At 63.6% G+C, this 20633-nt stretch carries 14 protein-coding genes; 8 read left to right on the forward strand and 6 right to left on the reverse strand.

What is annotated here, in order from left to right:
* Position 1 precedes the first annotated feature (1 nt).
* Complete coding sequence (locus P3T16_RS05945; RefSeq protein WP_429341724.1) at positions 2-1051, forward strand: lysylphosphatidylglycerol synthase domain-containing protein; 1050 nt, start codon at positions 2-4, stop codon at positions 1049-1051.
* On the opposite strand, the gene P3T16_RS05950 is transcribed toward P3T16_RS05945, so the two are convergent.
* Positions 1033-2436 (reverse strand): ATP-binding protein, encoded by a 1404-nt coding sequence (locus P3T16_RS05950; RefSeq protein WP_429257735.1) that lies wholly within the window; start codon positions 2434-2436, stop codon positions 1033-1035. The two genes, P3T16_RS05945 and P3T16_RS05950, sit on opposite strands and share 19 nt — an antisense overlap.
* Complete coding sequence (locus tag P3T16_RS05955; RefSeq protein ID WP_429341554.1) at positions 2433-3092, reverse strand: response regulator; 660 nt, start codon at positions 3090-3092, stop codon at positions 2433-2435. The genes P3T16_RS05950 and P3T16_RS05955 overlap by 4 nt, the downstream gene beginning before the upstream one ends.
* 265 nt (positions 3093-3357) lie before the next feature.
* On the opposite strand from P3T16_RS05955, the gene P3T16_RS05960 reads away from it, so the two are divergent.
* The 4 genes from P3T16_RS05960 to P3T16_RS05975 all read left to right on the forward strand — a co-directional run bounded on the left by P3T16_RS05960 (position 3358) and on the right by P3T16_RS05975 (position 6570).
* Positions 3358-3714, forward strand: coding sequence for a hypothetical protein (locus P3T16_RS05960; protein WP_429341555.1), 357 nt, complete (start codon positions 3358-3360; stop codon positions 3712-3714).
* Positions 3715-4053: 339 nt separating this feature from the next.
* Positions 4054-4926 (forward strand): hypothetical protein, encoded by an 873-nt coding sequence (locus tag P3T16_RS05965; RefSeq protein WP_429341725.1) that lies wholly within the window; start codon positions 4054-4056, stop codon positions 4924-4926.
* A 271-nt stretch (positions 4927-5197) separates the two neighbouring features.
* Positions 5198-6073, forward strand: a complete 876-nt coding sequence (locus tag P3T16_RS05970; protein WP_429341556.1) for a hypothetical protein — start codon at positions 5198-5200, stop codon at positions 6071-6073.
* Complete coding sequence (locus P3T16_RS05975) at positions 6070-6570, forward strand: metallophosphoesterase family protein (RefSeq protein ID WP_429341557.1); 501 nt, start codon at positions 6070-6072, stop codon at positions 6568-6570. Before P3T16_RS05970 ends, P3T16_RS05975 begins: the two co-directional genes overlap by 4 nt.
* Before the next feature lie 98 nt (positions 6571-6668).
* Here P3T16_RS05975 and proP read toward each other — a convergent pair whose 3' ends face one another.
* The 3 genes from proP to argA form a co-directional block, all read right to left on the reverse strand.
* Positions 6669-8138 carry a glycine betaine/L-proline transporter ProP gene (proP, locus tag P3T16_RS05980; RefSeq protein ID WP_429341558.1) on the reverse strand — a complete coding sequence of 490 codons (1470 nt, stop codon included), beginning with the start codon at positions 8136-8138 and terminating at the stop codon, positions 6669-6671.
* Positions 8139-8828: 690 nt separating this feature from the next.
* A complete protein-coding gene (locus tag P3T16_RS05985; protein ID WP_228877117.1) occupies positions 8829-9104 on the reverse strand; it encodes an oxidative damage protection protein in 276 nt (91 codons plus the stop codon).
* Between the two features lie 54 nt (positions 9105-9158).
* Positions 9159-10538, reverse strand: coding sequence for an amino-acid N-acetyltransferase (argA, locus tag P3T16_RS05990; protein ID WP_429257728.1), 1380 nt, complete (start codon positions 10536-10538; stop codon positions 9159-9161).
* A gap of 23 nt (positions 10539-10561) precedes the next feature.
* On the opposite strand from argA, the gene hrpA reads away from it, so the two are divergent.
* Positions 10562-15106: an ATP-dependent RNA helicase HrpA gene (gene hrpA, locus P3T16_RS05995; protein WP_429341559.1), complete on the forward strand. Its 4545-nt coding sequence runs from the start codon at positions 10562-10564 to the stop codon at positions 15104-15106.
* Positions 15107-15143: 37 nt separating this feature from the next.
* Here hrpA and P3T16_RS06000 read toward each other — a convergent pair whose 3' ends face one another.
* On the reverse strand, positions 15144-17582 hold the full coding sequence (locus P3T16_RS06000; RefSeq protein ID WP_429341560.1) for a YadA family autotransporter adhesin: 2439 nt from the start codon (positions 17580-17582) through the stop codon (positions 15144-15146).
* 796 nt (positions 17583-18378) lie between these two features.
* Here P3T16_RS06000 and P3T16_RS06005 point away from each other — a divergent pair.
* Both P3T16_RS06005 and P3T16_RS06010 read left to right on the forward strand, forming a co-directional pair.
* Complete coding sequence (locus tag P3T16_RS06005) at positions 18379-19392, forward strand: beta-propeller fold lactonase family protein (RefSeq protein ID WP_429341561.1); 1014 nt, start codon at positions 18379-18381, stop codon at positions 19390-19392.
* Positions 19393-19487: 95 nt separating this feature from the next.
* Positions 19488-20486: a sterol desaturase family protein gene (locus P3T16_RS06010; RefSeq protein ID WP_429341562.1), complete on the forward strand. Its 999-nt coding sequence runs from the start codon at positions 19488-19490 to the stop codon at positions 20484-20486.
* The last annotated feature ends 147 nt before the right edge of the window (positions 20487-20633 follow it).

Here is a 20633-nt window from a genome sequence, read left to right on the forward strand (position 1 = left end):
GCTGACCAGGCATCTGGGTCGGCTCACGGCGCTCGCCGGTCTCGTGATCTCGCTGGTGCTGGTCTACCAGGAGCATCCGGGCGCGGTATTCGGACTCATGCGCGACGCCGGCGTCGGCCTCGTGCTGGCAGGGCTCGCGCATGTGTTGCCCATGCTCGCCAATGCACGCGACCAGCAAACGCTGATCCGCGGCGCGAGGCGTCCGCGGTTCGCCAACATGGTGCGTCTCGTGTGGATACGCGAATCGGTGAACAGCATGCTGCCCGTTGCGCGTGTCGGCGGCGAGATCGTCTCGTTCCGGATGATGCGTCGCTGGGGCGTGAAACCGTCGACGGCAGTGGCGAGTCTGATTGTCGATATGCAGCTCACGGTCATCAGCCAGCTGATGTTCACGATGGTCGGCATCGGTTTTCTGTTCGCGCACGCGCAGTCGGGCACGTTGCGGCTTGCAAGCGATCTTGCGTGGGGCGTCGTGGTGCTCGCGCCGCTGCTGGTGCTGTTCGCGATGGTGCAGCACGCGAGCCCGTTTGAACGCGCCACGCGCATGCTCAACCGGGTGACGAGCGGCAAGCTCGCCGCGTTGACGGGGCAGTCGGCGCAGATCGACCAGGCAATCAAACTGGTCTGGCGCAGACGTGCAACCGTGCTGCGTTATCTGTTCTTCTGGCAACCGCTGCAGTGCATCGCGACTTCGCTGGAAATCTGGCTCGCGCTGTATTTTCTGCACGCGCCCGTGAGCTTCGCCGAGGCGGTCGTGATCGAATCGTTGATCCAGGCCGTGAGCAGCGCGGCCTTCTTCGTACCGGGCGGACTCGGCGTGCAGGAGGGCGGGTTCATCCTGATCGGCGGCGCGCTGGGTCTCGACCCGGCAACGTGCCTTGCGCTGGCCGGCGCGCGGCGGCTTCGCGACCTGCTGATTTTCGTGCCGGGCCTCATCGCGTGGCAGTTCGCTGAATCCGCGCGCGACGGTGCGGGCGGCGGACGCGGCGCCATGTTCTGGCTGTCCGCGTCACGCCGCAACGAACGGAACCGTCAGGCCGCCGGCTCGTAAGCGGGAAAAGCAATCTCGGTCGCGAGGCCGCGATTGCCGATCCCCGCGCCGAACGTCAGGCGCGCGTCGAAGTGCTCGACGATCCGCGCGACGATCGACAACCCGAGACCGCTGCCACTCGCCTCGTTCCCCGTAGCCCGGAAAAAGCGGTTCGTGAGGTTCGCAAGATCGGCGTGCGCAACGCCCGGACCATCGTCGCGGACGGTCAGCAAGACGTGTCGGGCGTCGCGGCGCACGACCACTTCGATGGCGCCGCCGGACCGGCCGTATTTAATCGAGTTATCGATCAGGTTGTCGAGCAGGATACCGATCAGCACAGGCTCGGCGGTGATCTCCGCGTGCAGGTCGCCGGTCAGCGCGACGGTCATGTTCTTTTGCAGCGCGTTCTGTTCATTGGCGAGCACTGCATCACGCGCGACGACGCCGGCTTCCAGCGGCGACGTCGACACCTTTTCGCGTTCGTCGAGCCGGGCCAGCAGCAGCAACTGCTGTGCGAGCCGCGCGCTGCGATCGACGCCCTGTACGACGCGCTCCATCGCGAGCCGTTGCAATACCGGATCGGATTCGCCCAGCGCGACCTGCGCCTGCACCTTGATCGCCGCGAGCGGCGTTTTAAGTTCATGCGCGGCGTCGGCGGTGAATGCGCGCTCGCGCTCGATCGAATTCTGAAGGCGCGACAGCACGTGATTGATCGCGTCGACAAGCGGACGCACTTCAGTCGGCGCGCCGCCCATATCGATAGGTTCGAGTTTATGGATATCGCGCGCGCGGATTGCCTTCGACAGCGTTTTGAGCGGCGCGAGGCTCAGGCCGATGCTGAACCAGACGAAGAGCGCAAGCACTGGCAGCGCGATCACGATCGGCCCTCCGATGCGCCGCGCGACACCGCTCACGAGATCGCTGCGCGTGTTCGCCGGTTCGAACACGCGCACGCTGTGGCCGGGCGCGGTGCCGCGCAGCGTGAACGTGTGCCACGACCTGCCGCCGAGGACCATCGTGCGTGCACCACTGGTGGCGGGCAGAGGCAGATCGGCGGCATGCAGCGCGACGAGTTGCGGGCTGGCGGCCAGCACGCGGTTGTCGGCATCGCGCACCTGGAAGAGCGCATCACGCGGCAGCGAATCGTCGTCATCGTCCTGGCTGGCGCCGGGGTCGCCGCCTTTTTCTTCCTCGCGCACATCGATATGCGCGTTGGCGAGCGTGACCAGATTCTTTTGATCGAGCAGCGCCAGAATCTGCGCCAGTTCGGCAAGGCGCGCGCTCTCCCAGTCACCGACTTCGCCGGAGGCCTGTTGATAGCTCGACACGAGCGCGAGGCTCCAGACGAGCGCGATGCTGGCAAGAACGAGCAGCATCAGGCGACGACGGATCGAACCCAGAATCATGGTTTCTCCACGACGTAGCCGATACCGCGCACGGTCGTGATCAGCGTCGCGCCGAGTTTTTTGCGCAGGTTGGAAATGTGCACTTCGATCGCATTGCTCTCGACTTCCTCCTGCCAGCCGTACAGGCTTTCTTCGAGTCGCGAGCGCGATTGCGGCACGCCGGGATTCGTCACCAGCTGATGCAGGATCGCCCATTCGCGGGAAGTGAGCGGCACACGGTTTCCATCGACTGCGGCGGTTCGCGCGACGGGGTCCACGGTCAGAACACCGTGGCGGATCAATTCGACGCTGCGGCCCTGCGCGCGTCGCAGCAATGCGCGGCAGCGCGCGATCAGTTCGGTGAGATCGAAGGGCTTGCCGAGATAGTCGTCGGCGCCTGCGTCGAGACCGTCCACGCGGTCCGCGACCGTGCCTTTCGCGGTCAGTACAAGCACCGGTACATCCTTTCCGGCGCTGCGCAGCCGCCTCAGCACTTCAGTACCGGAAATTCTCGGCAGGCCAAGATCGAGGATGACGAGCGCGTAGTCGGTGGTGGAGAGGGCGAGGTCGGCCTTGTGGCCGTCCCGCGCCCAGTCCACGGTGAAGCCAGCCTGACGCATGCCTGCTTCGACACCGCAGCCGATCAGGTCGTCGTCTTCAACAAGGAGAACACGCATGGGAAAAATATCCGTTTCAGAGAGGCTATGACGTTGCAGTGGGCGCCCGGTCGTTTCTGCGGCCTGCGAATTGCAACTTGCAGGCAGTTTAACGGCGACAGCTTCGCCGAAGGCATATTACGCCGCCTTGCGCTGGTTTTCCCCGGATGCCGCATCAGGTTTCCTTCAGGTCGGAACGTTACCATCGCTGGCGGTTCATGCGTGCCTTCGTCCCGGTTCGCGTTTTCTCTCTTATGTTTTTTCATATGGAACGCCCGGTCACGTCATGAAACCAGTCATCGTCGACATGCTACGCGCCCATCTGATCACGGCGTCGCTGGCAGCGATGTGCATTCAGGTCATTCTTCTGCTGTCGCTGCCGCTCTTCGATGTCTCCGAGTCGTCGCTCGAATCCTTGCCGTTCCGGCTGGCCGCGATGGTGAGCATTGTCTGCGGGGTCGCGCTGACGCGACAGATTGCATCGATGTCGTTCAGTCGCGCGCTGCAAAGCCATCACGCGACGTTTCGCACGCCGGCCTCGAAGGGCGCAATGGTATCGGTTGCATCGAACTGCCCGCTGCGCGAGCTGGTGATCCTGCATCTACGGTTCAGCGGCAGGTCGTTCGAGCTCGTGAAGGCCTGAACCACGCTGGCGTCGCGAATCGCGCACAGCGGTGAGTGTCGTCGGCGTCATGTCGGCCGTGGCGACTCGTCGAACGCCAGGTGTGCGTGACCTACGCGGACATCTCGTCCTGTTCTCCCGCCTCGCAAATCGAAGTGTTCTCCACGCGTGCCCGGGTGGTTTGAAAGGGCACCGCCGGTGGGCCTTGCGTGGCGCGATAGAATGAGCGTCCCGCGCCTCAAGGGATAGCGCGCATGGCAGGCGGCGCGGAGAGAGGTAGAGAACCGGAGAACGCATATGAGCGCGCCGACGAAAAGCCTCTTCATCACTCGCGTCCGCGTAGCGTGGCTATGGCTGGCAATGCTGCTACTGCTGGTATGCCTGCCAGGTCGAACGCTGCTGGCGCAGGGCTCGGACGACGCCGCGAGCCTGCGCGAGCACTACCAGAACCACACGCAGCAACTCGACCACAATCAGTTTCATCGACAGCTGTATATGGATTCGTCGGAATCGCCGACGAATCTCAAGGGCGATATCTACGCCGTCGTCGACTATCCGTTTGCGACGGTCAGCGGTGCGTTGAACGATCCGGTGAAAGGGCCGGCCAACTGGTGCGATGTGCTGATCCTGCATCTCAACGTGAAGTACTGCCACGCCGCGACAAACAACGGCGTCGCGCAGCTCAGCGTCAATCTGGGCAAGAAGGTCGAAGAGAAGCTGTCGTCCACCTACCGGGTGGAGTTCAACTACCGCCCGGCGGTTACCAGTGCGGAGTATTTCAGGGTGGAACTGAATGCGGACACGGGCCCGCTCAGCACGAAAGACTATCGGATCGTGCTGGAGGCGATACCGGTCAGCGGTAACCGCACCTTCCTGCATCTGATCTATGCGTACGGATACGGCCTCGCGGGACGTGTGGCGATGAAAACCTATCTGTCGACCATCGGCCGCGACAAGGTCGGGTTCACGACCGTGAACGATCCGTCGTCCGGACAACCTGAATATATCGGCGGTGTGCGCGGCCTGCTGGAGCGCAACACGATGCGCTATTACCTCGCAATCGACGCTTACCTCGCCGCGCTATCGGTTCCGGCCGGCGGACGCCTGCAGCAGCGTCTGATCACGTGGTTCGACGCGACCGAGCAGTATCCGCGGCAACTCCACGAAGTCGATCGCGATGCGTATCTTCAGATGAAAAATAACGAATACACGCGTCAGCAAACGGCGCAGTAGCGGGGGCATTGGGGGCGTTTTGCCTCGGATTAGCCCTTCAAGCGCGCAATTCCGGCTGGCCCGGTTCATTCGGCCGCGTGGTCGCTGGTTATTCTGACCGCGGCCGTTGCATGGATATCGGCTTGCTACACTGAATGGGTATTCCGGCCCGCTCATTTCCCGCGCAGGAGCAACGACAGTGCCGTCGCCGGTCCAGACCGAACCCCGCGTGGGCCGACGCGCCCGGAACCGGTCATCTATTGCGTTCCCGGGATCGACCCGGAGGCTCCTCATGTCCAGGATATTGCGTTTGGGTTTATCGGGGACCGTTGCGGTTGCTGTCCTGTGCCTCGCGACGACCGTGGCGCTGGGCGCGCGGGCACAGCGGCCGCCCGATACGATCCCCTCACAGCTCTTGAGCGACGACGAACGCGTCGATTTCTGCGCGCAGATGCAGCGTGCTTCGACCCAGGCGGAGCGTCAGGCCGTGTTACGGAGTCTGCGCGATACGCTGACACCGCGCGCGAGCGCGCAGGATGTCGCGCTGCCGTCGTGGCTGCTGGACGCGCGTGGCGCCAGCGTACCCGGCGGCGCCGGCGACAGTATTCCGGGCCTCGGTTGCACACAGCGGTCGACCAGGCCCGCTGCGCCGGCCGCGACCCCGGCTCCGGCCCGCGATGCACCCGTACGCGGCGCTGCCGCCGCGAGTCCAGCGTCGGCCCGCAATACGCCGGTGGCTGATGCACCCGTCCCGAAGACGCCGGTCAATGAAGCCCCCATTTCCGCCACGGCAGCGCCGGACGCAACGCGCAATGGAGTACCCGTGGGGCACGACCGCGGCGTCGACTATGTAACGGGCGGCGTCGGCCAGGACGAAGCCGCCGCGCTCCGCCAGCTCGCGCCCAGCTACAACATGCGGGCGACGTTTACGCTGGGAAATGGCGAGTACCTGTCGGGTGTCGGGGTGCAGGTGTCGCGGCCTGATGGAACGGTCGTGCTGGCGGCGCGGTCGGAAGGTCCGTATCTCTTTGCGCGGCTTCCGTCCGGGCGTTATCGTGTGGTCGCGACCGTCGATGGCGTCGCGCGCTCCCGCGAACTCTACGTGCCATCGCGAGGCAGCGTGCGCTTCACGCTGACGTGGCCCCACGCTTCGACGTCGGCCCGATGATCACGACGTCCCGCGTCGGGGTGCGTATCGTGCATACCGTCCGTATCGGCCTGATCTCCGACACGCATAATCTGGTGCGTCCTGAAGCGCTCGCGCACCTGGCCGGTTGCGACGCGATCATTCACGCGGGCGATATCTGCGGACAGCCCGTGCTCGATGCGCTTGCGCAGATCGCGCCCGTCACCGCCGTGCGCGGCAATAACGATGCCGGCGACTGGGCGGAATCGTTGCGCACGCACGAGCGGATGAGCGTGCAGCAGACGAAGATTCTCGTCGTCCACGATATTGCCGATCTGAACGCCGATCCACTCGAAGAAGGGATCGGCGTCGTCATCACCGGCCATTCGCACAAGCCGCGAATCGAAACACGCGATGGCGTGCTGTACGTCAATCCTGGCAGCGCGGGTCCACGGCGGTTCAAACTGCCTGTTACAGCGGCAATCCTGCTGATCGATGGTGCGCATGCTGAAGCGTCGCTGCATCGGCTGATCGAATAAAAAAGGCCAGCGCGAGCTGGCCTTCTCTTCAAGCGATGCGTTGCAGAGACGTTCTGCGTTCCCGGAACGCCGCGCTTTAGCGCTGTACCTGCGCTACATCAGGCGCGGGCCGTCGCAGCTGACGCGTACGCTTCATCCATCTCCGCAGCTTCGCGTTCGCCGCGCAACACGGCATGCGCTTCGGCACGCGTCGCGACGCACGGACCCGAGCCCAGCAGTGGCTTCTTCGCCGTTTCCTTCAACGCGAGCACCGACACGATCCCGATCAGCGATGCGCCCATCAGGTAGTACGCGGGCATCATCAGATTGCCGGTTGAATTGACGAGCCACGCGGCGACGAGCGGTGTCGTGCCACCGAACAGCGACACCGAGATGTTGAAGCCGATGGCGAGCGCGCCGTAACGGATCTTCGTCGGGAACAGCGCCGGCAGCGCCGACGGCATGACGCCCGTGAAGCACGACAGCAGGGTACCCAGAATCAGCAGGCCGAAGAAGACCGGCAGCAGCGCGCCCGTACGGATCAGCAGCAGCGACGGAATCGACAGCAGCAACAGACCCACGCAGCCCGCCAGCATCACCGGCTTGCGGCCGATCGCATCCGACAGACGACCCGCATACAGCGTCATGGGCATCATCAATACCATCACGACCAGCACGAGGAAGAGGCCGTGCGTTTCGTTGAAGTGCAGCGTCGCCGACAGATAGCTCGGCAGATACGACAGCGCCATGTAGTCCGTCACGTTGAAGATCAGCACGAGGCCGACGCACAGCAGGAGCGCCTTCCAGTGCTGCGCGAGCAGATCGCGGAACGACTGCTTCGGCACCGCCTTGTCTTCGGCTTCACGCTGTTCGGCCTGCTTTCTGAACGCGGGCGTTTCTTCGAGCTTCATCCGGATGTAGAGACCGACGAGACCCAGCGGACCCGCGATCAGGAACGGGATACGCCAGCCCCACGACAGCAGGGCGTCTTGCGACAGCGTTGCCGTCAGCACGGCGACCGTGCCCGCGCCGAGCACGTAGCCGATCAGCGTGCCGAATTCGAGGAAGCTGCCCATGAAGCCGCGTTTGCGGTCGGTCGAGAACTCGGCGATGAAGGTCGCCGCGCCGCCGTATTCGCCGCCGGTCGAGAAACCCTGCACGAGACGCGCGACGAGCAGCAGCACCGGCGCGAAGATGCCGATCGAGCCGTAGTCCGGAATCAGACCGATCGCGAAGGTGCCGAGCGCCATCATGATCATCGTCATCGCGAGCACGCGCTGACGGCCGATGCGGTCACCCAGCGGGCCAAACACCATGCCGCCGATCGGGCGCACGAGGAACGCGGCCGCGAACGTGCCGAACGTGGCGATCAACTGGGCGGACGGACTGCTCGAGGGAAAGAACACCTTGCCGAGCGTGACGGCGATGTAGCTGTACACGCCGAAATCGAACCATTCCATCGCGTTGCCGAGCGCCATGGCGCCGACGGCCCGCTTGAGGAGGGATTTATCGACGATCGTGATGTCGTCGAGGGTGAGGCTGTGTTCTTTTTTGTGATGTCGCCAGAAGCCGTTGCTGGAAGCGGTCAAGGTTGATACTCCAATGACTGCGGCTGAAACGCATGAGCGATCCGCCACGGTTGCCGGGGAAGTGCAGTTTCGCGATGACGCTGTGGGCCTGGGACCACGCACGGACGAAAAAGAAACGCCCGTGCCTCGCGAGGGTGGTCGCGAAAGTGCACTCGTTCGAGTTGCTGCTGACTGTTGCACCTGCGTGGCCGTGGAAGGGGGGCAGATGCATGAGGACGCTGAACCGGACAGGTTGCCCGCCCGCGCCACTGAAAGGCTTGAAACGAAAAAGGCCGGTGATTTATCGCGACTCCGCAGAGGAGTTGCGAAGCGACCGACAAGCCTTCTTGTATAAAAACTATTCAACCCTGGCCGGTTGGCCCCTGATCTTCTCAGGTTGACCGGTTGCGAATTGAACGCGAATGAAGGTGGATTGCTGTTGAAACGAGGTACATAGTAGCACGATAGCAGCGGATCGTGCAAACACCCCGGCTTTCGGAGGGGCGAGGAACCTTGCTCAATCCCATGCCTGGCGGGGGATGCGGCGGATTGAGAGGGTTTGAAAAAGCGGCTTAAAACCGGCGCCGTGAGACGCTCGTGCGGGCGAAGAATTGCTCGCTGAGAGGGGAAAAAGCCGGGTGAAAAGCGTGGCGAAAGAGGCAAAAAAAATCCGCGCAACGCGCGGATTTTTTCACCGAAGGCGGAAGGAAATCAGCCTTGCGACGGCGGCACGTAGCCCGAAGCCTGATCGGCGCCTTCGCCGAAGAAGAATTTTTCGGTCTGCTTCATCAGGTACTGGCGTGCACGCGGATCGGCCATGTTCAGGCGGTTTTCGTTGATCAGCATCGTCTGCTGCTTGAGCCACGCCTGCCAGGCTTCCTTCGAGATGCCTTCATAGATGCGCTTGCCGAGTTCGCCCGGCAGCGGCGGAAAATCGAGGCCTTCGGCTTCCTTGCCGAGCTTCGCGCATTGAACCATACGAGCCATGCTGTGCTTCTCCTGTAATCAGTGTGGGGCGGCAGTCGCCTTATATGGGGCCGCTCAGAGCTGTTTCATCAGCACGAGCGACTTGCGCTGCCAGTTATAGAGCCGGCGACGGTCTTCGGGCAGGTCGTCGACCGTGACCTTCACGAAGCCGCGCTTCAGGAACCAGTGTTCGGTGCGTGTCGTCAGCACGAAAATGCGCGTGAGGCCGCGCGCGCGGGCGCGCTGCTCGATGCGCTTCAAGAGACGCTCGCCGTCGCCGGAGCCTTGCGCTTCCGGTGCGACCGTCAGGCACGCCATTTCGCCGATGCGCTCCTGCGTGTACGGGTAAAGCGCCGCGCAGCCGAAGAGCACGCCATCGTGCTCGATCACCGAGAAATGATCGATGTCACGTTCGATCTGGTGGCGCCCGCGACGTACGAGTGTGCCGTCCGATTCGAGCGGCTCGATCAGCGTCAGGATGCCGCCGACGTCGTCCGGCGTGGCCTCACGCAGGCTTTCGAGGTTCTCGTACGAGATCATCGTGCCTACGCCATCGTGCAGAAACAGTTCGAGCAGCAGGCTGCCGTCGAGCGCGTAGGGCACGATGTGCGCCCGTGCGACGCCACCGCGGCACGCGCGAATGGAGTGCTTCAGATAGAACGCTTCGTCGCCCTGAAGTTCGCCGCTTTCGTGCAGCTTGTATGCGTCGTCGAGCGAGAGTTCGCGGATGAGCGAGCCTTCCTCGTCCATCAGGCCCGGCGTTTCAGTCAGGAACACGATCTTGTCGGCGCGCAACGCGATCGCGGCGGCTGACGCGACATCTTCCATGTTCAGATTGAACGCTTCGCCCGTGGGCGAGAAGCCAAGCGGCGAGAGCAGCACGAGCTTGCGGCTCGCGAGCGAATGGCGGATCGAATCCGCATCGATCTTGCGCACGACACCCGTGTGCGCGAAATCGACGCCGTCCAGAATGCCGACCGGCCGCGCCGTCACGAAGTTGCCCGACACCACGCTGATGTGCGCATGCGCCATCGGGGTGTTCGGCAAGCCCTGGCTGATCGCCGCCTCGATGTCGAGACGCACTTCGCCGGCGGCTTCCTTCGCGGATTCCAGCGCGCGGGCATCGGTGATGCGCATGCCGTGCGAAAACTCCGATTCCACGCCGTGCAGGCTCATCTGCTCCTCGACCTGCGGTCGCGAGCCGTGGACGAGCACGATCTGGATGCCCATAGCCTGCAACAGCGCGATATCGGACACGAGCGCGTTCAGGAGGCCCTGATGCACCACTTCGCCGCCGAACCCGACGACAAACGTCTTGTTGCGGAACGCGTGGATATACGGGGCGACCGAACGCATCCAGTCGACGAATTGCGCGTGCTGGGCGAGATCTTCCGCTGCGCCGGTCGGGGCCGGAGCGCTTGCGGGCGCGGGGACGAGGTCGGTTTGGGAATTCATGCCCGGGATTATAATGCGCCCCCATGTCGAATGTACCCAAAAGTCCCGCTTCGGCGAACGTGAATCAGACGCCTGAGGGCGGACCCGGCCAACCAGCGCGGACGCGCGGCGAAAGTGCGGGCGGCACGCAGGCGCGCGGGACGGACGCGCTGGAGCAGTTGCGTCAGCAGCTCGCGAGTCAGAAACCGCCGCAGGGCCCCCAGCAGAAGGCGCAACCAAAGCCCTCGAATACTTCGCAGCAGTCGCAGCGCCGTCCGCATCAAGTGGCCGCTGGCGACGCGCTGCGTGCGGAAAAAAACATTCCGTCGGGCAAGCAGGGTGACGCGCGCGCGCAACGGCCGCCGCGCGATGGCGGACAATTACTCGACGCCGGTCAGCCTCGCGACGCGGGACAGCCACGTAAGGGCGAACAATCCCGCAGCGCCGGGCAACCGCATCACGGCCGGCAACCGCACAGCGCCGGGCAGCGGCGCAACGCCGACCAGCTGCGCAGCGGCCAGCAAACACCCAGCGTGGAACCGCCCCGCAACGAGACCGCCCCGCGCGAAAAAAAACCGCCGCGCGCGCCGCGCATCGTCGAACCAAACCCGATTCCGCCGATTACCTTCCCTGAAGCGCTGCCGGTCTCCGGCCGCCGCGATGAGATTGCACGGACGATTTCGCAGCATCAGGTCGTGATCGTGAGCGGCGAGACGGGCTCCGGCAAGACGACGCAGTTGCCAAAGATCTGTCTGTCGCTTGGACGCGGCCTCGGCGCGGGTGGCTCAGGTCTGATCGGTCACACGCAGCCGCGCCGGATCGCGGCTTCGGCAACCGGGCGGCGTATTGCCGAAGAACTCGGCACGCCGTTTGGCGAAGTGGTCGGCTACAAGGTGCGTTTCACGGACAACCTCGCGCCCGGCGCGTCGGTGAAGCTGATGACCGATGGCATTCTGCTTGCCGAAACGCAGACCGATCCGCTGCTCAAGGCCTACGACACCATCATCATCGACGAAGCGCACGAGCGCAGTCTGAACATCGATTTCCTGCTCGGCTACCTGCGCGAAATCCTGCCGAAGCGGCCCGATCTCAAGCTGATCGTGACCTCCGCGACCATCGACGCAGACCGTTTCGCGCGTCATTTCGGCAGCGACGAAAAGCCCGCGCCGGTGATCGAGGTGAGCGGACGTCTGTATCCGGTCGAGGTGCGGTACCGGCCTGTGGTCGAAGACAGCCCGGCCGTGAAGTCCGCCGAAGGCACGTCGTCCGGTCGTGAACGTGCGGACCGTCCGGAGCGGCAGAAATCACAACGCGACGCCGACCGCGATCTGATGGAAGCGATCGTCGATGCCGTCGATGAGCTCTGTCGCGAAGGCTCCGGGGACGTGCTCGTGTTTCTGCCCGGCGAGCGCGAAATTCGCGACGCCGCGGAAGCGCTGCGCAAGCACCATCCGCCGCACACCGAGATCCTGCCGCTGTTCGCACGTCTCTCGGCCGCGGAGCAGGAGCGCGTGTTCAAGCCATCGAACGCACGCCGCATCGTGCTCGCGACGAACGTCGCCGAAACGTCGCTGACGGTGCCGGGCATTCGCTATGTGGTCGATACCGGGCTCGCGCGCGTGAAGCGCTACTCGTATCGCAACAAGGTCGAGCAGTTGCAGATCGAGTCGATCTCGCAGGCGGCGGCGAACCAGCGGGCAGGGCGTTGCGGCCGTGTCGCCGATGGCGTGTGTATTCGTCTCTACGAAGAAAGCGATTATCAGGGCCGTGTGCGATTTACCGATCCGGAAATCCTGCGCTCGTCGCTGGCGTCCGTCATTCTGCGGATGAAATCGCTGCACCTGACCGCGATCGAAACCTTCCCGTTTATCGAACCGCCGCCGGGCCGTGCGATTGCCGACGGCTATCAATTGCTGAATGAACTCGGCGCCGTCGACGACGACAACGATCTCACGACGCTCGGCCGCGAACTCGCGCGCCTGCCGCTCGACCCGCGCGTCGGCCGGATGATTCTCGCTGCGCGTGACCAGCAGGCGCTGCGCGAGGTGCTGATCATCGCAAGCGCGCTGTCGGTGCAGGATCCGCGCGACCGGCCGATCGAAGCGCAGGAGCAGGCGGACCAGGCACACCGCCGTTTTGCCGACGAGCGCTCCGAGTTTTTGCAGTGGCTCAAAATCTGGACGTGGTTCGAGGAAGCGGTCGCGCACAAGAAGTCGAACAGGCAGCTCGTCGACGCGTGCCGCGCGAATTTTCTGTCGCATCTGCGGCTGCGCGAATGGCGCGATGTGCATTCGCAACTGCTGACGGTGGTGCGTGAACACGGCTGGCGGCTGAACGAAAGCGAAGCCACGTTCGAGCAGATCCATCTCGCGCTTTTGACGGGCCTGCTCGGCAACATCGGCCTCAAGGCCGACGACGAACCGTATTACCTCGGCGCGCGCAGCATCAAGTTCTATCTGTGGCCGGGTTCGGCGCTGGTGAAGAAAGCCGGCCGCTGGGTGATCGCGGCGGAACTGGTCGAGACGAGCCGTCTGTACGCGCGGTGTATCGCGAAGATCGAGCCCGAGTGGATCGAGCAGATCGGCGCGCATCTGCTGAAGAAATCGTTGTCCGAACCGCATTGGGAAAAGCGCGCGGCGCAAGTGTCGGCGTACGAGCGCGCCGTGTTGTACGGGCTGCCGATCTACCACCGGCGGCGTGTGGGTTTCGGCAAGCAGGACCCGTCGCGCGCGCGCGAACTGTTCATCCGCGGTGCGCTGGTCGAGGGCGAGTTCGACACGAAGCTCGCGTTCTTCGCGCACAACCGGAAGCTGCTTGCCGACATCGAGCAACTGGAGCACAAGTCGCGTCGTCAGGATGTGCTGGTCGACGATGAACTGATCTTCGGTTTCTACGATCAGGCGATTCCCGAAGGCATCTACACCGGCGCGTCGTTCGAGCGCTGGTACAAGGACGAAGTCAAAAAGAGCGGTCAGCCCGAGGACAAACTGCGTCTGCTGTATCTGTCGCGCGACGATCTGATGCGGCACGAGGCGGCCGGCGTCACGACCGATCTCTTCCCGAAGCGGATGACAATGTCGGGCGTCGAGATGGCGCTCACGTATCACTTCGAGCCGGGCTCGCCGCGCGACGGTGTGACGGCGGCGGTGCCGCTCTACGCGCTCAATCAGGTCGATGCGCGTCGATGCGAGTGGCTCGTCCCGGGCATGTTGAAAGAAAAGACGCAACTGCTGCTGAAATCGCTGCCGCAGAAGCTGCGTCGCCATTGCGTGCCGCTACCGGAATACGCGGCAGGTTTTGTCGAGCGCACGCGTGGTCCGCGTTTCGGCGCGGGCGGTCTGCTCGAAGCGCTGATCGCGGATGTTCGCGAAGCGACGCAGGTCGCGATGAAACAGTCCGACTTCAAGCTGGAGACGCTGCCGCCGCATCTCTTCATGAATTTCAAGGTCATCGACGAGCATGGCCGGCAGCTCGCGATGGGTCGCAATCTCGCGCAGTTGCGCGCGGAACTCGGCGGCCAGGCTCAGCAGCATTTCCAGAAGATCGCGGCGGGTGCGGCGCTGGGTGGAGCGGCCGGTTTGTCGAATGCGGCTTCCGGCAGCGCTGCGGCGCTTTCATCCGATTCGCGGACAGGGGCGGCCGATGCTGGGTCGGCAACTGCGTCTGCGAAGAGCGGCGCGCGCGGGCAGGGCGGGACTGCACCTCAAACGTCGGCGAGCGGAACCGCGGCCACCGCGCTGTACGAAAACCTTACGACGTGGAACTTCGGCAAGCTCCCTGAGCTGCTCGAAATCCGCCGTGGTGGCCAGACGTTATTCGGCTACCCGGCGCTGGTCGATCGCACGACGCATTGTGACGTCGAAGTGTTCGACTCGCCCGAAGAAGCCGCGCGGATCCATCGCGCGGGGTTGCGTCGTCTTTTTGCGTTGCAGTTGCGCGAACCGATCAAATATCTGGAGAAGAACCTCCCGGGTCTGCGCGAAATGTCGATGCAGTTCATGCCGCGTGGCACGCAGGAAGAATTGCGCGATCAGCTGGTCGACACCGCGCTGGATCGCGCGTGCCTGCAAGATCCGCTGCCCGACGACGACGGCAGTTTCCATACGCGTCGCGACGAAGGACGCGGTCGCCTGACGCTGCTCGCGCAGGAAATCGCACGGCTCATCGGACAGGTTCTGGGCGAGTACGCCGCAGTCACGAAAAAGCTCGTTCAGGCGAAGTCGTTCACAGCAGCGTACGCGGACATGCAGAGCCAGCTGGATGCGCTGGTGGGTAAACGCTTCGTCGTCGATACGCCTTATGTGCAGCTTGCACATTTCCCGCGTTACCTGAAGGGCATCGCGTTGCGCATCGACAAGCTGAAGGCCGACCCGACCCGTGACGCGCGACAGTTCGCCGAATTCCAGCCTCTGTTGCAGCACTATCAGCGCGCTATCGCGCAGCGTGGCGGCGTGATGGATTCAAGGCTGACCGAATTCCGCTGGCTGCTCGAGGAACTGCGGATTTCGCTCTTCGCGCAGGAACTGCGAACGCCAATGCCCGTTTCGGTGAAGCGCCTGCATAAGGTGTGGGAATCGATGCAGCGTTAAGTGAAGGAGTGCGTATTCACGGCGTTGGCGTATTGCGCTACCAGTGCATGCCTGCGCCGATCGACGCGCCGAATTCACCGCGTGAACTGGTCGTGCCTTGAACCTTGTACGCCCATTTACCCGTTTCGGAGAGTTGCGACACCCCGAGCGCAATGGCGGACTGACCGCCATAAGTGCCGGCCGCGGCCGCAACCATGCCGCGACCGGGCAGCACCGCCTGAGGCAGTCCGGCAACCGCCAGAGCGGATGCTGTGCCACCGTATGCATCGCGGCGACTGGATCGCACCTGATCGTCGGTGTAGCTATTCGCCTGGTTGACGGCGCCGCTCATGCTCTGGGTCAACTGGTTCAGATTGACCGCATCCGTTCCCTGAACGCCGGGCGCCACGTGCGCGATCTGCCGCTCCTGACCTGCCGAGCCGACCGAAACCGTATTCGCACGATCCGCAACCGAACTCTGGCCGAGCGCGACCGCGTTGTCGGCGCTCGCGCTCGCCCCGGCGCCAAGCGCGACCGCGTTGTTGCCGCTGGCGACTGAGTTGACGCCGAGTGCGATCGCATTGGTGCCGCCTGCGACAGCGTTGGCGCCGAATGCGGCGGCGTTGTTCGCGCTCGCGCTCGCCCCGGCGCCAAGCGCGATCCCGTTGTTGCCGGTGGCGACGGCACTCGCGCCGAATGCCGTCGCGCCGTTAGCACTCGCCCGGGCGTTTGCGCCGGCCGCGATGGAGTGTGTTCCAGCTGACTGCGCTGCCTCGGTATCGCGATCACCGTCGGCGCTGAAGAGCGGATTCGCGGTGTTCACTGCGACGTGGCTGATCGCGTCGCCGACCGCGGCGTTCAGCTGGCCGACATTGACCGCGTCGTGCGGATCCGTCCCGTCAGCGACGTTATGGATGATTGTGCCTCCGTTCGCAGCGCTGCCAGCGAGTGTGATGCTGTCACGGTTGACGGTGGCATCCGGGTTTGCGTCGTAGGTGACCGCACCCTCGACCCGGCTCGCCGTCTGATCTGCCTTGCCGCTCACCGCCTTCAACTGCGCGACGTTGACGGCGTCCTGATCGTCCGCGCCCGCTGCGACGCCACTTATCGTGCGATTGCCGACATTGACCTCTCCCGACGAATGTTGAGGCGCGGAGAGTGCGAACGCGAAATACCCACTCCGCGCACCGAAGACAGTCGCCGATCCGGCGCCGAGCGCGATGCTGTTGTCAAATGTGGCTCGTGCGCCGCTGCCGATGGCGATGCTGTTGTCGCGCATGGCCTGCGTGCCGTTGCCGAGCGCCAGCGACGACACGCCTGCGGCGTTCGCGCCGGTGCCGATTGCGGTCGCGTCGGCGCCGGCTGCGCGCGCGAAAGCGCCGATAGCCGTTGCGCCGGAGCCAACGGCGTTGGCGAACGCGCCGAACGCGCTGGAACCGTCCCCCGGCGCATCCGCGCCGTGTCCGACCGCTATGGCATCGAGGCCCCCAGCCGACGCGGCGGCGCCCGCTGCGACAGCGTGCGTGCCGGTTGCGGCGCTGGCGTCATCCGAGCCGTCACGGGTGCCGTCGGCTTTGAAGTAATGCAGCGAATCGCTGCCAGCGAGGGCGTCGAGCCTGTCGTCGACAACTTTCAACTGGCTGACGTTGACCGCGTCGTGGGCGTCGACGCCGTCCGCGACGTTGTGAATCACCGTTCCGCCGTTCACCGGGTCGCCGCCGAGTGTGAAGCTGTTGCGGTTGACGGATCCGTCCGCGTTGCGGTCATAGAACACGGCGCCGTCGACCTTGCTATCGAGCGCCTTTAACTGGCTGAGATTGACCGCGTCGGTGTCGCCGGCGCCGGCAGCGACGTTGGTGATACGCCGCTCCGCGCTAGCGGCGCCAACGGAGACTTCGCCGGTTGCGGTGGCGGCCTTGATCATCAGGCTGGCGCCGACCGGCGTGAACGCCAGCGCGGCCAGATTCGCGTACGTCGTGGAGTCGGTGCCGAGCGCGACGCTGTTCGTGCGCGTAGCCTGGGCGCCATTGCCGAGCGCCACCGACGACGTGCCGCTGGCGCTTGCCGCCGCGCCGATAGCGGTGCCGCGGGAACCGGTCGCGGTTGCGTAGATGCCGGCGGCCGTGGCGAGATCCACGGCTTTTGCCTGGTAGCCCGCTGCGAACGCGCCGTTGCCGCTGGCGCTCGTGTCCTTGCCGATCGCGGACGCGCCAAGTCCGCTGGCGCGCGCATTGCCGCCGATCGCAATGGCTCCCGTGCCCGCCGCGCCAGCGCCGTCGCCGATGGCGACCGAATCCGCGCTGGCAGCGCTTGCGGTGTTCCCGATTGCGACAGCGGCGATGCCGGTGGCGCGTGCGTTCGCGCCGGCAGCGACGCTTTTGGAGCCGGCGGCGGCGACGGCGTTATCGGAACCGTCATCGATCCCGTCGGCCTTGAAGTAGGGCTGGGCGTCGCTGGCGGCTGCAACGGTCACAAACGGGCCTGCTGGTGCGTCCATCTGTCCGGCTTGCGGTGCCGTTGGGTGCCCGGTACCGGACCCAGCCGCACACACCGATGGCAAGCCAGTCATTGTGATTAGCGCGACCGTGATTAACCGGATGGAAAGCTCTGCTCGCAACTGACGCGAATCAGCTGTAAGGCGCGTGCCTGAGGGGGCAAGATTTTCGTTGGACAGGGGTGTGTTAAATGAGTGCATTCCTAAAATACTCTGCCATGTTAAGCCCGCGATCTTTATCAGTGAGCATGTTTTTGAATCGAATGCATGCTCTTCAGCTTTCCTTTGCACGCCAGGAAAGGAGTTCCCATGGCTGCTTACTGTTTCAGCGCACATGAGAAAACCTCGGAAGAAGCGGCGCGACGCGTCGATTTCTCACTGATCGGTTCACGGGATCGTTGCGGGAAAATGATTTGATCTGATTTTCCCGGTCGACAGATTTGGCAGGTATGAGTTAACTCTTAAATTCTCGATGGCTAATCGGCATAGGATGGTTGTGGATATTTCCCCGGAACGTTAAATGTAAATGGATTTACTCTTCAATAATTAGGAGTCTATTTTTGATAATGCGGGTGGCTCTTATTTTCTCGGGCGAAAACTCAAAAAAATAGGATTCACATATTCACTGAGCGCGATCCCCCAGCAAAATCTACGACGATTCCGGCTTCCCAATCGCGCCAGCCGCCCGCCAAAGCGTGCGCCACCGCCCCCGATTTTTTGCTGCGAAAGCTCGACCTGCGTCAACCGCGCGTACTGGCAAACGTTCTACAATGACGCTCGTTCTCCGATGTGAGTTTTCATGCGCAATTTTTTTCTCTTCCGTCTGACTGGCGCGCTGGCAGCGGGCGCGGCGCTGGTCGCCGCAGCAGGCTTTTTCTCTCCGCTGGCGCACGCAAACAATGTGATCGTGCTCAATTCTGGCGAGGCCACGCTCAGCCTGATCGATGAAACGACCCATCAGGTTGTCAGCACCATCCCCACGGGTAAGGAACCGCACCACTTGATGGCGACGCCGGACAATTCGTCGCTGATCGTCGCCAATTCGGTCTCGAACAACCTGATGTTCGTCGATCCGAAATCGGGCAAGGTGCAGCGCTGGGTTGAGGGCATCGAAGATCCTTATCAGATCGGTTTCTCGCCAGATCACAAATGGATGGTCACCACGGGTCTGCGGCTCGACCGGCTTGACATCTATCACTACGACGGCCACAACATGGCGCTTGCGAGCCGTCTGCCGCTCGCGGTGATGCCGAGCCACATGGCGTTCACGAGTGACAGCAAGACGGTGTTCGTCACGCTGCAGGTATCGGGCGAACTGGCCGCGGTCGATCTCGACACGCAGCAGGTCAAGTGGAAGATGAAGGTTGGCAAGGTGCCTGCAGGCCTCTGGATGACGCCGGGCGAGAAATATCTGCTTGTCGGCATGACAGGTGCCGATTACGTCGCGGTGGTGGACTGGAAAAACCAGAAAATCGTCAAGACGATTCCGACGGGCAAGGGCGCGCACAACTTCCGCTCGCTCGCTGACGGCAAGCACGTCGCGGTGTCGAATCGCGTGGCGAGCACCATCAGCATCATTGATGAGGACACGCTGACGAATGTCGGCGACATCACGGGCCTGATGCCCGGCCCGGACGATATGGAACTTTCGGCCGACAAACGCTATCTGTGGGTAACGTTCCGCTTCGCGAAGCACATCGGCGTCATTGATCTGTCAACGCGCAAGCTGATCCAGACGATCGCTGTCGGCCGTTCGCCGCACGGCATCTATTTCTTCGATCGCGCGCCGGTGACGGCGCCGAACGGCGCTTAGGTCATATAAGCCACGCGGGTGCGGCTCCGGCCGCGTCACGAGGCACTGTGGCGAAGCGTTATGTCGAAGCACCTTGTTGAAGCGCAGCGGGCACCATGTTCCACCTGATTTTTTCGACTCTCGATAGTTTCGTCTCTGCAGTGCAGACGCTGCTGTACGTCGATGTCGTGCAGCCGCTGCTGTTCCGCTTCGATCTGATGGACTACGACGAGGACACCTACGACAGCCTCTACTGGGTGATAGTCGGCGTGCTCGAGGTGCTCGCCATGTACGCGGTGCTCCGGCCCCTCGAGGCGCTGCGCCCCGTCGAGCAATGGGAAAACCGCAAGGCGGTGCGCGTCGACGTGATTTACACGTGGATTGCGAAGCTCGGCATCCTGAACCTGTTTTTCTTCTTCTCGCTGCAACCGTTCTTCGATGGCGTGCAGGGCTGGTTGAGGCTGCACGATGTCGCAAATATCGATTTCGACAACCTGTGGCCCGGCGTCACCACGCAACCGCTCGTTACGTTCCTGATGTACCTGATCGTGCTCGACTTTGCGGGTTACTGGTATCACCGCGGCCAACATCGCTTCGGGCTCTGGTGGGAACTGCACGCGGTTCATCACAGCCAGCGCCAGATGTCGCTCTGGTCTGACGACCGTAACCATCTACTTGACGATCTGCTGCAGGCGTGCTTTTTCGCGGTCATCGCACTGGTGATCGGCGTGCCGCCGTCGCAGTTCGTGGTGCTCGTCGCGATTACGAATCTGGCGCAGAGCGTACAGCACGCCAATATCCGGATGTACCTGGGCTGGCTGGGCGAACGGCTGCTCGTCAGCCCGACGTTCCATCGCCGGCATCATGCAATGCGCTACGGCCATGAGGGCACGAATTACGGCTGCAATTTCGGTGTGCTGTTCCCGTGGTGGGATCTGCTGTTCCGAACCGCGTCGTGGAGCCGCGACATGGAGCCGACCGGTATTCAGGACCAGCTCGACGGTCGTCAATACGGCGAAGGCTTCTGGGCACAACACTGGCTCGCGCTCGTACGCATTACCCGGCGGCTCGCGCCGGGTCGCCGCGAGCAGGGCAACGATACCGCGGCCGTCTGAGCCGGCAGCTCGTGCGCTTCGTTTGCTGTACGTGCTTCTGTCAACGCTGGCACTAACGCTTCTGTCATCGCGCGCCACCGCAGCGAGAAATACCGGTGGCGTGGTCCCTGGTTTATCCTGTCTGCAGTTTCTCCGGCAATGGCGGTG

Origin of the sequence: Paraburkholderia sp. GAS42 (assembly GCF_050436565.1) — a bacterium.
Taxonomy (GTDB): domain Bacteria; phylum Pseudomonadota; class Gammaproteobacteria; order Burkholderiales; family Burkholderiaceae; genus Paraburkholderia.